The organism is Kordiimonas sp. (assembly GCF_048264555.1).
Lineage (GTDB): Bacteria > Pseudomonadota > Alphaproteobacteria > Sphingomonadales > Kordiimonadaceae > Kordiimonas.
In genome coordinates this window covers 540,767-554,034 of the sequence record NZ_JBLXCX010000002.1, presented here as the reverse complement: position 1 = coordinate 554,034, position 13,268 = coordinate 540,767, and the positions used below count along the sequence as shown (strand labels likewise).

General features: G+C 52.0%; 12 protein-coding genes. 4 read left to right on the top strand and 8 right to left on the bottom strand.

Translation table 11 applies throughout. The annotated features are described in order from the left end of the window. The first annotated feature begins 165 nt into the window (after window positions 1-165). A complete protein-coding gene (locus tag ACN0XZ_RS07665) occupies window positions 166-2,250 on the top strand; it encodes a ComEC/Rec2 family competence protein (RefSeq protein ID WP_417457148.1) in 2,085 nt (694 codons plus the stop codon). A gap of 12 nt (window positions 2,251-2,262) precedes the next feature. On the opposite strand, the gene lexA is transcribed toward ACN0XZ_RS07665, so the two are convergent. The 6 genes from lexA to ACN0XZ_RS07635 form a co-directional block, all read right to left on the bottom strand. Next, a complete protein-coding gene (lexA, locus tag ACN0XZ_RS07660; RefSeq protein ID WP_417457147.1) occupies window positions 2,263-2,955 on the bottom strand; it encodes a transcriptional repressor LexA in 693 nt (230 codons plus the stop codon). A 111-nt stretch (window positions 2,956-3,066) separates the two neighbouring features. Further along, on the bottom strand, window positions 3,067-4,260 hold the full coding sequence (gene glp, locus ACN0XZ_RS07655; RefSeq protein ID WP_417457146.1) for a gephyrin-like molybdotransferase Glp: 1,194 nt from the start codon (window positions 4,258-4,260) through the stop codon (window positions 3,067-3,069). Window positions 4,261-4,262: 2 nt separating this feature from the next. After that, complete coding sequence (gene moaC, locus ACN0XZ_RS07650) at window positions 4,263-4,736, bottom strand: cyclic pyranopterin monophosphate synthase MoaC (RefSeq protein ID WP_417457145.1); 474 nt, start codon at window positions 4,734-4,736, stop codon at window positions 4,263-4,265. Between the two features lie 4 nt (window positions 4,737-4,740). Beyond that, window positions 4,741-5,538 (bottom strand): indole-3-glycerol phosphate synthase TrpC, encoded by a 798-nt coding sequence (gene trpC / locus ACN0XZ_RS07645; RefSeq protein WP_417457144.1) that lies wholly within the window; start codon window positions 5,536-5,538, stop codon window positions 4,741-4,743. Beyond that, complete coding sequence (gene trpD, locus ACN0XZ_RS07640; protein WP_417457143.1) at window positions 5,531-6,568, bottom strand: anthranilate phosphoribosyltransferase; 1,038 nt, start codon at window positions 6,566-6,568, stop codon at window positions 5,531-5,533. The genes trpC and trpD overlap by 8 nt, the downstream gene beginning before the upstream one ends. A 1-nt stretch (window position 6,569) precedes the next feature. Further along, entirely contained in the window at window positions 6,570-7,148 is a 579-nt protein-coding gene (locus tag ACN0XZ_RS07635) for an anthranilate synthase component II (protein ID WP_417457142.1), read from the bottom strand. A gap of 328 nt (window positions 7,149-7,476) precedes the next feature. On the opposite strand from ACN0XZ_RS07635, the gene ACN0XZ_RS07630 reads away from it, so the two are divergent. Beyond that, the gene (locus ACN0XZ_RS07630; RefSeq protein ID WP_417457140.1) at window positions 7,477-8,307 is read left to right on the top strand and encodes a divergent polysaccharide deacetylase family protein; all 831 of its coding nucleotides are present in this window, start codon (window positions 7,477-7,479) and stop codon (window positions 8,305-8,307) included. 15 nt (window positions 8,308-8,322) lie between these two features. On the opposite strand, the gene trpE is transcribed toward ACN0XZ_RS07630, so the two are convergent. Continuing rightward, window positions 8,323-9,840, bottom strand: a complete 1,518-nt coding sequence (gene trpE, locus ACN0XZ_RS07625; RefSeq protein WP_417457139.1) for an anthranilate synthase component I — start codon at window positions 9,838-9,840, stop codon at window positions 8,323-8,325. Next, entirely contained in the window at window positions 9,837-11,765 is a 1,929-nt protein-coding gene (locus ACN0XZ_RS07620) for a SurA N-terminal domain-containing protein (protein WP_417457138.1), read from the bottom strand. The genes trpE and ACN0XZ_RS07620 overlap by 4 nt, the downstream gene beginning before the upstream one ends. A gap of 247 nt (window positions 11,766-12,012) precedes the next feature. Between ACN0XZ_RS07620 and tpiA the strand changes: the two genes are divergently transcribed. Next, complete coding sequence (gene tpiA / locus ACN0XZ_RS07615) at window positions 12,013-12,762, top strand: triose-phosphate isomerase (protein WP_417457137.1); 750 nt, start codon at window positions 12,013-12,015, stop codon at window positions 12,760-12,762. Window positions 12,763-12,894: 132 nt separating this feature from the next. After that, window positions 12,895-13,218: a preprotein translocase subunit SecG gene (gene secG, locus ACN0XZ_RS07610; RefSeq protein ID WP_417457136.1), complete on the top strand. Its 324-nt coding sequence runs from the start codon at window positions 12,895-12,897 to the stop codon at window positions 13,216-13,218. Window positions 13,219-13,268 lie beyond the last annotated feature (50 nt).

Genomic DNA, 13,268 nt, shown 5'->3' with positions numbered 1-13,268 from the left:
GCTGTAGCGCCAGTGAAGAAATCTTGGAAGGCTTTTAGCACAAGTTTTCGAACAACACAAATTGCTGCAGAGCAAAAAAATATTATCTGTTTTTTTTGGACGCTTCCTACAAGGTAGAGTGTTCGTCAGTGGTTGCTTTGTTGGTTGGATGGGGGTGGACTATTTATGCTGAGGCAACTGAAGGAGTTTCTTGCCAAAAGCGGCAAGCCCGATGGCAGTATTACGCTGCATAGTGAATGGCGGCTGATCGGGCTGACAATCTGCTTCGGCGTGGCATGTGGTTTCTATATATGGTTTCCCTGGGACCTGCCGGGCGTAACGTTCTTTCTGGCACTCACAGGAGTGACCGTCGCCCTTGTTACAATTAGGCGCGCGTGGCGAAATGGCGCTGCCCTCTGTTTTGTGATGCTACTGTTGGGTTTTTTGGCGTCGAGCATCCGTGTGGCCCATGTATCCGCACCGCGGTTCACTGTTGAGAGATTTGTCACTCTGGAAGGTGTCGTTGCAGAATATGAGGTGAGGCCAGATAAAGCACCTCGAATGATTATCAGTCCTACTAGAATTAACCAGACCTCCCAAGGCTTACCCTCCTATGTCCGATTGATTGTAAGGACCAAAGCGACCGAACCGATTGAGGCTGGGGACCATGTCAGTCTAAAGGCAATCCTTACACCTCCCTCGGGGCCAGCCGTGCCTGGCGGATTTGATTTTGCGCGGCGAGCATTTTTTGAGCGCATTGGCGCGGAAGGCTATGCCGCTTCAGCGATAAAGGTACTCGATCAACCAGAGCAGAGCACAAAATTTACGGGCGTCGTCAATGATATACGCCGCAGTATCGCAGACCAGATAACGGAGGTAGTTCCGGGTCAAGCGGGGGCAGTTGCTGTTGCACTGATAGTTGGCTATCGCCATCTAATTGATAAGGAGACTGCTGCCTCTATAAGGGACGCTGGTTTGGCGCATCTATTGGCCATATCCGGGTTACATATGGGTCTAATCACAGCTGCAGCATTCTTTATTTTTGAGTATGCGTTTGCCGCTGTGCCAGCTATCGCCTTAAGAATGCGCCCTAAGAAGATCGCCGCCGTTCTCGCTTGGGGAATCGCTCTGTCATACCTGATGTTATCTGGCATGGGGGTTGCCACGGTGCGAGCATTTATCATGATCAGTGTGGCCTTGTTGGCCGTCCTGGTTGATCGGCGTGTACTCTCGCTTAGAAGTATAGCGTTAGCGGCGCTTAGTATTCTTACAATTTGGCCAGAAACCATCTTAAGCGTGAGCTTCCAGATGTCGTTTGCTGCAACTGCAGCGCTGGTTGCGGTTTACGAATGGCTTTCAAAGTTTGATTGGATGCGGGTAGGGCACCAGGCCGGTGGATTGGAACGCATAACCCGTTATTTAGGTTTCATGGCTTTAACCAGCCTCATATCGCAGTTCGCGATAGCACCATTTGCCCTTTATCATTTTCAAACGCTCTCAATCATTGGGATTGTCGCGAACGTCATTGTTGTACCGTTCATGAGCATGGTTGTTATGCCGCTCGCACTTGTAAGCGTGGCGCTGATGAGTATAGGGCTGCATCATTGGCCGTTAGTGGTTCTTGGCTTGGGGTTGGAGGTTGTCATCGACCTTTCCCACTATTTCGCGTCGATGCCCTATGCGGTCTTTAGGTCTGGTGCGCCGTCCGACGTTTTCCTCCTGGCTAGCAGTATCTTATTCATCGTTATGTTGGTGATGAGGAGCACTCGTGTTGTGGGTATTGCTGGGGCACTCTATCTGATCGCAATAATGGCGCCATATGGCACTACGGCCGATATTCTTGTCGACAATAGTGGGCGGGTCATAGGTCGTGCGGATCAGTCTTCAGGGAGGTTGTTGATAGTCGGGGGACGCCGAGACGGTTTTCGAGATGAGAGTTGGCTGCGTTATTGGGGACTTAACCCTGAGGGAGGCGTAGGAGTTCTTCACAGGCATTGTGATGCTTATGCGTGCCGTACAGCGGTCGGAAATAATCGCTATGTTACTGTTCTCAAGTCTATGAGCGCCCTGAGGCGAGCATGTGATGGCGATGACATTGTTATCGGAACAAAGAGGTGGCAACGATACTGCCACGGCACAGGCATCTATGTGCCTGAAGAAGATATGGATACTACTTCACCTCTGGCAATTTATGATAATGACGGAAAGCTAACTATCGCCTTTAGCAAGCCGTTAGGAAACCGTCCTTGGCATTATGCTTCTGACCGTTAGTGCAGGTGGAGTTTAATGATGATATTGCCGCAGGAGGCCAACAAGCCGTCCCTGCACTTGCACTCGACCGGCCTCGAGTACCTGCGTTGAGTAGTCACGGTTGGCCGGTACCAGTTCAATGAATTGGCCGTTGCGCCGCAATGTTTTAAGCGTCGCCTCTTCACGATCCACCAGAGCCACAACAACTTCACCATCACGCGCGGTATTCGCGCTTTCAATCACGACTGTGTCACCATCTAATATACCGAGTTCGATCATAGAATCACCAGAAACTTCAAGTGCATAGCAGTTTCCGCGTCCCAGCATATGGGGTGGGATGGAGACAAAATTATCTCGGTTCTCAAGTGCTTCAATTGGTGTGCCGGCGGCAATTCGACCATGCAGGGGAATTTCCACACCGGCCTCTTGCTCGGAGGCTGGTAGCCTGTCATTCTTTTTGCCAAAATCAGGCATAACCACGTTGGTTTCGCTAGGTTTGGCTGAAACCGGGCTGTCAGGCATCTTGAGTATTTCTAGTGCACGGGCGCGGTTTGCCATCCGGCGAATGAAACCTCGTTCTTCCAGAGCGTTAATCAACCGGTGAACGCCAGACTTTGATTTGAGGCCCAACGCGTCTTTCATCTCGTCAAAGGATGGAGAAACACCATTTTCAGAAAGCCGTTTTTGAATGAAGCGAAGAAGTTGCTGTTGTTTTGACGTGAGCATGGGTGCCTCCACCGGTTTGTTTTCGGTATGTTCTCTTTTAGTTCACCTTTTGGTTGCTTGTCAAGCGGAACAAGAAGGTTACAGAACGGGGAACCTGCATGCATTGCACACTTAGAAGGGGAGGAAGGGCACCATGTCGCCAATTTTTGCTTCAGGGCAATGCGGAGGACGGATTATCAAGCCATCTGACTGTGCTAGCACGCTCAGTAGGCTACTATCCTGATCAACAGCGGGATCAAGTTTACGTTGCCCCGGTGTGCCAATCAACCTCGCGCGTACATAGTGCTGGCGCGGCCCATTTTCAGGCATTGACGCTGCAAGCGGCAACGGAACACCTGCGGGTAACGGCGCGGGTCGCCCCATCAGTTTATCAACAAGGGGGCGTGCGAACAGCAGGGCACAAACGAATGCGGAAACGGGGTTTCCGGGCAGGCCTAGTACGATGGTATCATTGATTTTACCGCTGATGAGGGGTTTGCCGGGGCGCATGGCAACTTTCCAGAAGTCTAGGTGCATGCTCTCAGCGGAGAGAGCCTTCTGCACTAGATCTTTATCCCCAACAGACGCACCGCCAATGGTAATGAGAATATCAGCATCGGCAGCAGCTGCGATATGTTTGCGCAGGGAGGACAAATCGTCTTTCGCTTGACCTATAAACGAGCAATCTGCACTCGCACTGGTTAGGAGCGACATTATCTGCGGTGCGGTGCTGTTAACCGTCTCATGGGCCTGAAACTGCTTCTTGTCGGGCGCGACAAGCTCATCTCCCGTTGAGAGAATAGCAACCTTAGGTGCACGGTGTACCATTAGATAACCATGTCCCGCTGCTGCGGCCAGCCCAATTGTTTTAGGCGTTAGAAACGTTCCAGCGTCCAAGACGCACTGTTTATCATTAAAATCTATGCCCTTGGCGCGAATGTTTTTGTGTGGAGCGGCTATCTCTCTCGTATAGATCAGGCCGTTGCGCGCTTCGGTATTCTCCTGAATGACAACTTGATCTGTATCATCAGGAACCGCAGCTCCCGTGAATATACGAACAGCTTCACCAGCTTTAACAGCACCTATGTACGGTGCCCCTGCGGCACTTTCGCCAACCAGTTTGAGCGATACCATATCACCGCTAAGGTCTGTGCTTTTTACCGCATATCCGTCCATAGCAGAAAGGTCGCAACCGGGCTGTGAGCGACGTGCCGAAATAGGAGCTGCCAGCACACGTCCAGAAGTATTCTCAACGGGTAGGCGCTCAGTAGTAAGTGGCTTCGCGGCAGCAACAATAGATTCAAATGCTTTTTCAACGCTCAACATGATCAGGGTGCCTCATATCGGCCAGATTTCCCGCCTTCTTTCATCAGTAGTTTTGTTTCCTGAATACAGATGCCTTTATCAACAGCCTTTGCCATATCGTATAGTGTTAACGCGGCAACAGAGGCCGCTGTGAGCGCCTCCATCTCCACTCCTGTCTTGCCACTTACCTTGACCTTAGCAAGTATGCTAATGCGTTCCGCATCCAGGCGTTCAATTTCTACGTTTGCGCTGGTTATCGGTAGCGGGTGGCAGAGCGGGATAAGGTCGCTGGTTTTTTTGGCGGCCATGATGCCCGCCAGTTTCGCCGTTGCGATTACGTCACCTTTTGGAAGTTTGCCCTCAAAGATGAGATCAATGGTGCTGCTTTGAGCTTTGACGATGGCCTGAGCTGTCGCAGCGCGCGCTGAAATATCTTTGGAGCCGACATCCACCATGTGCACGGCACCTTTTTCGTCAACGTGGCTTAGTTTTCCCATTCTGTTAGCTCGCCTTCTGGAGTTTTTTCACCGCCGCTTCAACGTCATGTTCGCGCATGAATGTCTCACCAATCAAGAAGCATCCCGCCCCGGCCTCCTCGCAGGCTGATAAATCTTGAGCAGTTTTTAAGCCGGATTCCGCGACAGCCAACCGCTCTTGAGGGAAGGTTGGTACTAAATCAAGTGTGGTGTGGAGCGACACTTCCATGGTCTTCAGGTTCCGGTTATTTACACCGATAAGGGAGCTTCTGAGCTTCAGCGCCCTCCGAAGCTCCGCTTCATTATGCACTTCGATAAGGACATCCATTCCCCACTCATGTGCTAAACCTTCAAGCTCTCTCGCCAATCCGTCATCAAGCGCTGCCATGATAAGCAGGATACAGTCTGCACCGAGCGCTCTTGCTTCAACAACTTGATAGGGGTCTACCATGAAGTCTTTTCTCAGGACTGGCAACTTGCAAGCAGCTTTGGCGGCTATGAGATAATCGTCGTGTCCCTGGAAGTAGGGGATATCTGTCAAAACTGAGAGGCAGCTTGCGCCCCCTCGTTCATAGGCGGCAGCGAGAAGAGCTGGGTCAAAGTCATCTGGGCGGATAAGGCCTTTGGATGGGCTGGCTTTCTTGATTTCGCAAATAAAGCCATACCGTCCCGTATGGCGGGTTGATTTTAGCGCCTCAATAAATCCACGTGGTTCTTCCGCGGTCCGAGCCTGGTCCTCAAGCTCGCCAAGGGTAGCTATTTGTTTCTTTTCAGCAACATGGTCACGTTTCTTGTCGCAGATTTCCGCCAGTATATCAGGCATCGGTAGCCTCCGGCTTGTGTTCCTGGGTGAAGGCAATCCACTGCTTGAGCGTATGTGCTGCAGCCCCACTGTCGATTGTTTCGGCAGCAAGAATAACGCCTGCCTGTAATGTATCGGCCTTACCTGCGACCACAAGCCCGGCGCCCGCATTCATCAACACAATATCCCTGTAGGCCGAGGGTTCACCGGCCAAAAGACGCTCAATGGCCTGGGCGTTTACATCAGCATCGCCGCCTTTGAGTTCTTCAATATCAGAAATTGTCAGGCCTACCTCTTGAGGTGTTATATCGAATTCTGTGATCGCGCCGCTTTTGAGTTCAGCAACGTGCGTGACACCGGTCGTGGTGACCTCATCAAGGCCATCACCGCCATGAACGACCCAGACGTGTTCACTTCCCAGCTTTTTAAGTACCTGAGCCATCGGGCGTAGCCATTTTTTGTCGAATACGCCAAGCACCTGACGCCGGGCTTGGGCTGGGTTGGCGAGGGGCCCGAGAAGGTTGAATATTGTACGCAATTGAAGTGATGCGCGGGCCGGCGCAACGTGGCGCATTGCTCTGTGATGCGCAGGCGCGAACATGAAGGCAAAGCCAAACTTGCGCAGACTTTCTTCATTTGCTTCCTTGCTCATCTCAAGGTTCGCACCGAGGGACATAAGGACATCTGCCGAACCGGATTTTGAGGATACCGAACGGTTACCGTGCTTCGCAACAGGCGCGCCAGCAGCTGCCGCAACCAGAGCCGCTGCAGTAGAGATGTTGTAGGTGCCGATACCGTCTCCCCCGGTGCCACATGTATCAATGTGCCCGGATGGCGCCTCAATTTTATCCGCTTTTGCCCGCAGCACACGCGCACCACCGACAATCTCGTCAACCTGCTCGCCGCGTACTCTTAACGCCATGATGAAGGCCGCCATTTGGGCTAAGTCTGCTGAACCAGACATGATGATCTCAAAGGCCGATTGAGATTGTTCTGCACTCAGGTATTGGCCGTCAGCCAACATGGCGAGGATGGGGCGAAGGTCCGACATGCTATCTAGCCCTCTCGCAGTGGTTGATGAAGTTCTTGAGTACCGCGTGACCATGTTCTGACGCTATGCTTTCCGGGTGGAACTGTACGCCAAACAGAGGATAATCCTTGTGTTGGAGCCCCATGATAAGGCCGTCCTCAGTTTCCGCAGTTACCTCCAGGCACTCGGGCAGTGTTGATCTTTCAACAATAAGGGAGTGATAGCGGGTCGCTTCATAGGGTGACGGCAGGCCCGCAAAGATGCCTTTCTCGTTATGATTTATACGGCTGGTTTTGCCGTGCATAACGTATGGCGCTCTACATACTGTGCCGCCAAACACCTGACCAATGCTTTGGAAACCCAAGCATACGCCGAAAATGGGTATGTCAGACTTGGTTTTTTCGATCAACTCGAGGCAAATGCCAGCTTCATTAGGGGTGCAGGGACCTGGGCTGATGATGATGCCTTTCGGCTTTCGCGCAATCACCTCATCAACGGTAATTTGATCGTTTCGCACCACGTCAACTTTTGCCCCTAATTCAACCAGATAATGGTACAAATTGTAGGTAAAGCTGTCGTAGTTATCGATCAGAATATACATTGTGGTCGCCCGTGATTCTTAAAACAATTGGACAATGCGGCTTTCGAAGGGAATGTCAATGGCGGACTGGGTGTTTTAAACCCTCCAATGCCCTGAATTTACAGAAGTGATGAAGCGTAGAGTGGTTAGGCAAAAAAAACTAAATGTAAGCTCAAAAAATGATCAGGGTGGCATATCGAACAGGCTTACATGGGCTAGTGCCAAAAGGACTGCCATTTATGTTTATGTCGTTGTCGTTGCTCTGACATCATACGGGCTCTATTCAGTTTTAAAGGACGACACCCTGCCGCCTGTGGCTCCTGCTCCAGAAGGGACCTCCGAGAGTGTGGTGGCGGTGCTTGAGTCCATGGATGGTGTTGAGGAAGTCCAAATTCCTATTCAGGAACTCGATAATGCCATGCCCGTTCCGCGTGAGCCCGCCTGGCGCCGGAATGCTGTACCGTCGAGCGAAACAGGCAAGCAACCTGTTGTAGCTGTGGTAATAGACGATTTGGGGCTATCTGAGGAAGCGAGTCTTCTCCTTGGGCAGATGCAGGGGCCCTACACATTAGCGTATCTGCCATACGCGGATAACCTGCCTGAACAGACAGCGTATGTGCGCGCTGCAGGGCATGAGCTGATGGTACATCTACCAATGCAGCCAAAGAACGATGATGCTGACCCAGGCGCAAATGCCCTGCTGTCAAGTTTGTCTCAGGAAGAGTTTGATCGCCGTGTAAACTGGAACTTAAGCAGATTTCAGGGATATGTGGGCATCAATAACCATATGGGAAGTGAGCTTACTGAGGACGCGGGTGCCATGGTCCGGGTAATGGTCAAGCTGCGTGAGGGAGGTCATCTGTTTCTGGATAGTCTGACTTCATCCAAAAGTGTTGGGGTGCGGGCCGCTAAGGCAACTGGGGTGCCCTATATCGCTCGCGATATATTCCTCGATAACGTTCGGGAGGCCAGCGCAATCGAGGAGCAACTGCAGAAACTAGAGCGTATTGCCCGCATGCGAGGATACGCGATTGCCATAGGCCACCCTTATGACATTACATTAGAAACACTAACTAAATGGCGGGAAACCTTAAAAGATAAGGAGATTTCACTGGTGCCGCTAAGTGAGATCGTATTGAGGCAAGAGCGAGTGCGTCACGATACCGTAACCGCTCGCTAGAGAGCATATGCTGTATTAGCCTCGGTTAGATTTGGCGAACCTAAGGGCCTCTTTGGCCGCTGTGACAAGTGCACGAGCTTTATTTTCACATTCCTGATATTCGGATTCTGGCACACTGTCAGCGACGATCCCAGCACCAGCCTGTACATGCATCACGCCATCTTTAACAATTGCCGTTCTCAGTACGATACAGGTGTCCATCGCGCCGTTTGCGCTGAAATAACCAACACTGCCTGCATAGGGACCGCGCGCGTCAACCTCTAGCTCGTCGATGATCTCCATTGCACGGACTTTGGGGGCGCCGGAGACTGTTCCAGCGGGAAAACCCGCCGATAGGGCATCAATCGCGTCATACTTATCGTCGATCTGACCAACCACGTTGGAGACGATATGCATGACGTGAGAATAATATTCGATGGTATCCCGAGCAGTTACATGGACTGTTCCCGGCTTAGCAACTCGCCCTACATCATTCCGCCCAAGATCGAGCAGCATCAGATGTTCCGCACGTTCTTTCTCGTCAGCAAGAAGGTCGTCAGCGAGTGCGGCGTCTTCAACGGGGTTAATGCCGCGCTTCCGCGTACCTGCAATCGGGCGGATTGTTACCTCATTGTCCCTCAACCTCACCAATATTTCCGGGCTTGATCCGACAATAGCAAAATCTTCGAACGCCAGATGGTACATGAAGGGGGAGGGGTTGGTTCGGCGAAGCGCCCGATATAGGGAGAACGGCGGTAGCTCAAACGGCATTGAGAAGCGTTGGCTGAGCACCACCTGAAAGATATCGCCGGACAGGATATATTCTTGAGCTTTAGCTACCATCTCAAAGAAGCGTTTGCGAGAGGTGTTCGACCGTGCATCCGCGATTGCGGGGGCCGCAACAGACGCATTGACTGGTAGTGGTCGGTCAAGGCGCTCCAGCATCTCTTCCAGCCGGGCATCTGCTTCCGCGAGGGCGTCTCCAGCGTCAACTCCCACTTGCGGTCTTACCGGAGTTACAAGCGTAATAAGATTGGTGACACTGTCAAAAATCGCCATGACGGTGGGGCGAATGAAAATGGAGGTCGACAGGTCTAAAGGATCGGCTTTGCCTGCGCCAATATCCTCCATTTGCCGGACCATATCATAGCCCATGTAGCCAACGATGCCTGCAGCCATCGGGGGAAGGGGGTGAGGGAGCTCTATCAGGCTCTCTTGTTGCAAAGCCCTGAGGCTTTCAAGAGGTTTTTGCATGATGTCTTCATAGGTTTGGTTCGTGAGTGCGTTCCGGCGAATGCGCACCCGGTCACCCTCTGCACGCCAGATGATATCGGGGCGTAACCCGATAATTGAATAGCGCCCGCGATTTTCGCCTCCTTCGACAGACTCAAGGAGACATGAATAGGTCTCTGCTTCGCTTAGCTTAAGATAAGCAGAAACAGGCGTGTCAAGGTCTGCAACTATCGTGGTTGAGACGACTTGCGCTGTTCCTGCCGTATAGGCATTCAGGCGCTCATCGTAGTTCGCCGACGCTGCATCTAAATCTGTCGTCACTGATCTACATCGCTACGGAAGAGTTGCTGTACGATATTTGTTTTAATTTCAGGCTCATACTTGTCGAGGAGATAGCTCTGATACTGCTCGAAAATCTCTGTCTGGGTCTGCTCGACTAGCTGAGCGTACAGGGCATCTACAGCATCTGGACTGCTGGAGGGCTCGCCCGGCATGGCGGCATCCACACGTACCACAACATATCCATTGCCATCAGCCGCGCGTTCAGCGTCAGCAGTTCCAACAGCAAGCTCAAAAATCAAACGACGAATATTCTGTGAAAGACCAGAGTTGCCTTCAGCTGTGCGGCTCACATTTTTGGCGTCGAATGAAGTACCACCCAATTCCTCAGCAACCACTTCTGCATCCTCACCAGCCTGAAGTCTGACTTTTGCCATCTCTGCAATTTCACCGGCTCTGCGTTGACGTTCCTCGGTTTCCCAAGCTGTGCGTACTTGAGATGCAATATCCTCGTACGCGCGTTCAGCCGGCTCCTGAACATTTGTCAGTTCTACAAGATAGATGCCTTTGGTGTTGTCTTGAGGGTCAAGGTCGGTGACCTGTGCTTCAACGCCCATCTCGCGGCGAAAAGCATCCTGCATCACGATGTATTCGTTCTGCTGTGTTACGATTTGCTCACCTGAAGGACCTTTGCCTTGCGCGTCGATGTCGGTGACGGTCGCAAGATCGATATTCAGTTTAGTGGCTACTGGAGTGAGCGCCCCGTCTTCCGCGATTGCGTCTTCGAGCTCAGGCAAGAAGTCAAACATAAGATCGACAGCCAGCTCCTCACGGAGAGCGGTTTCGAGCTCCGCCCGAACCTCATCAAGCGTGGTTGAAACACCAGGGGTCACGCTGGTGACCTTGAATACGTTCCAGCCAGCGAGGCCCTCAATTGGCTTTGAGGTGGCGCCTTCTTCTAGGGCGAAGATTGCGTCAGCAGTATTTTGGTCCAAACTAACAGCGAGATCAGCTTTACCGATTTCACCGAGGCTGATTTCATCAGCGGTAAAGTCAGTTGCTGCCGCACCTGCCTCAACAAAGTCAGCGCCGCCTTGGACTTGCTCAAGGAAGTTTTGCGCTTCATCCTCGGTCTGGAAGCTTACCTGCAGTAGGTTGCGTAGCTCGGGTTGTTCATATTCGTCGCGGCGGGTTTCAAATGCTGCAACAATATCATCCTCGGTGATCTCAACCTTGTCAGTGAACTGCGCAGGTGTGAGCATAACATAGCGGTAGCTACGCCGCTCCGGCGTCATGTAGGAAGCTTTGCTGGCTTCATAATATGACTGCAGTTCTTCCTCACTTGCTTCTGCAATATCTGCGATATCACTCGCGGAAATATTGATCATAGACGCACGACGGCGCTCCGCCTGCCAAACATAGAGCTGTTCTGCCATAGCGCGCGGCAGAAGGTCATTATTCGCCATGCTGTTAAGCAGTTGCTCACGCGAAATGCTGCGGCGCAGATCTGCATAAAGCTCTGACTTGGAGAAACCGGCGCTTTGAAGCGCACGTTCCATCATGTCGACGCTGAAACTTCCATCAGGTGCCTGAAAGGCTTCAAAAGAACGCAGATTTTCAGCGAGTTGCGCTTCAGTAGCACGGAAACCCATCTCGCGGAGGTTTTCTTCAATGGCAGCGTCCGTGACCATCTGATTGAGTACCTGATAGTCAAGATTCATCAAGCGGATGATTTCCTGCGTATTCATTTGGCCGCCAAATTGTGCCTGCAATTGAGTGGCGCGGCGCTGAACAGCGTTTGCGAACTGTTGAGTAGGGACCTCAGTATCACCAACCTTGGCAACGGTTCGGGTGCTGCCCGCCAACATGCCGGGACCAATGCCCCAGATCGCAAATGCGGCAATCAAAACACCCAAAAGGGCTTTAACAAAGATGGAGTCCAAAGCCCCGCGAAGATTGAAAAGCATGCACCCGTGCTCCCGTCGGCATAACGCTACAATTATTATTCGGACATCATTGATGTGACCATCCGTATTAGGGCGCGCATCATAAGCATGGATTTTCGTGGCGGCAACAAGGGAATCGCGGATTTCAACCAGCTATGTTGATTGTATTCCTGGTAGCGGACAAATTACCCCTCGAAAGTCTGGTTATTCACGGCCCAATTTGCTAAGCAACGCGTCATAAACCATCAAAAATATAAGAGGCCCCAATATGAAACCTACCGCGCTTGTTGCAGGTAACTGGAAAATGAATGGCTTGGCCGCAAGCCGCTCAGAACTTGAGGCGTTAGCCGTACTTCTCAAAGGCGGGGCAAAAGCTGCCTGCAATGTGCTGATTTGTCCCCCTTATACTTTAATCTCGACCTTTGCGGAGATGAATACGGATGGCATTGCTGTTGGTGCACAAGATTGCCACACGGGCGTGAGCGGTGCTCACACGGGTGACATTTCTGCACAGATGCTCCGTGATGCGGGCGCAAAGTATATCATCGTGGGCCACAGTGAGCGCCGGGCAGATCACGCTGAAAGCAGTTCACTGGTATGCGAGAAAGCCTGTGCGGTTCATAGCGAAGGCTTAAGAGCTATTATTTGTGTTGGAGAAACCGAAGCAGAGCGTGACGCAGGGAATACGCTAGCAGTTGTGCTGGAGCAGCTTGCTATCTCCGTACCCGAGGAGGCATCGCCGGAGAATACCATTATTGCCTATGAGCCTGTATGGGCCATCGGCACCGGACGCACCCCTACCGTTGACGATGTGGCCGAAGTACACACAGCGATTAGGCAAGCTTTGGAAGAACGGTTTGGGGCCGAAGGTACTGGGTTTGCAATTCTTTATGGCGGGTCGGTTAAGCCATCAAATGCGAAAGAGCTTATGTCTGCTCCTAACGTAAATGGCGCGCTCGTGGGCGGTGCGAGTTTGAAAGCAACGGACTTCAATGGCATTATAGACGCTTATCGCTGATAGAAATCACTCAGCGCTGTAATTTGGGCTTGGCAAAGGCTATCTTCATGAGATAGAAACCGCGCTTTGGATAGCTGCCGTTATCTATGGTATCGGTTTGCTAGGGCAAATGAGTTTGTAGGAACAGGTTAAATGGAAACCGTATTACTGAGCATTCACCTGATTGTTGCCATCGCGCTGGTCGCTGTCATTCTATTGCAGCGTTCCGAGGGCGGCGCACTGGGTATTGGTGGAGGACAGGGTGGCATGATGACAGCCCGTGGCGCTGGCAACTTGCTGACCAAGACCACCAAGTGGCTTGCAGTGGTCTTTCTTGCAAACTCTCTTCTTCTGGGCTGGTTCGCGGCAAACAAACGTGGCGATGACGCGGTCCTGGATGCGGCGGTCGAACAGACCCAGCAAGAAGATAGCCAACTGCCTGAGTTGCCTACCGTTCCTGAGGACGGTGAGGGCTAAGAGACTTCAAAGCGGGGGCCAAGAGCCCCCGCTTCTCTTTGTGTAAGCAA

What these genes read in the sequence shown, in the direction of transcription:
- glp (WP_417457146.1), bottom strand. Translation starts at nt 4,260, where the DNA reads ATGTTGAGCGTTGAAAAAGCATTTGAATCTATTGTTGCTGCCGCGAAG.
- trpD (WP_417457143.1), bottom strand. Translation starts at nt 6,568, where the DNA reads ATGTCGGACCTTCGCCCCATCCTCGCCATGTTGGCTGACGGCCAATAC.
- ACN0XZ_RS07635 (WP_417457142.1), bottom strand. Translation starts at nt 7,148, where the DNA reads ATGTATATTCTGATCGATAACTACGACAGCTTTACCTACAATTTGTAC.
- ACN0XZ_RS07620 (WP_417457138.1), bottom strand. Translation starts at nt 11,765, where the DNA reads ATGCTTTTCAATCTTCGCGGGGCTTTGGACTCCATCTTTGTTAAAGCC.
- moaC (WP_417457145.1), bottom strand. Translation starts at nt 4,736, where the DNA reads ATGGGAAAACTAAGCCACGTTGACGAAAAAGGTGCCGTGCACATGGTG.
- secG (WP_417457136.1), top strand. Translation starts at nt 12,895, where the DNA reads ATGGAAACCGTATTACTGAGCATTCACCTGATTGTTGCCATCGCGCTG.
- ACN0XZ_RS07665 (WP_417457148.1), top strand. Translation starts at nt 166, where the DNA reads ATGCTGAGGCAACTGAAGGAGTTTCTTGCCAAAAGCGGCAAGCCCGAT.
- trpC (WP_417457144.1), bottom strand. Translation starts at nt 5,538, where the DNA reads ATGCCTGATATACTGGCGGAAATCTGCGACAAGAAACGTGACCATGTT.
- tpiA (WP_417457137.1), top strand. Translation starts at nt 12,013, where the DNA reads ATGAAACCTACCGCGCTTGTTGCAGGTAACTGGAAAATGAATGGCTTG.
- lexA (WP_417457147.1), bottom strand. Translation starts at nt 2,955, where the DNA reads ATGCTCACGTCAAAACAACAGCAACTTCTTCGCTTCATTCAAAAACGG.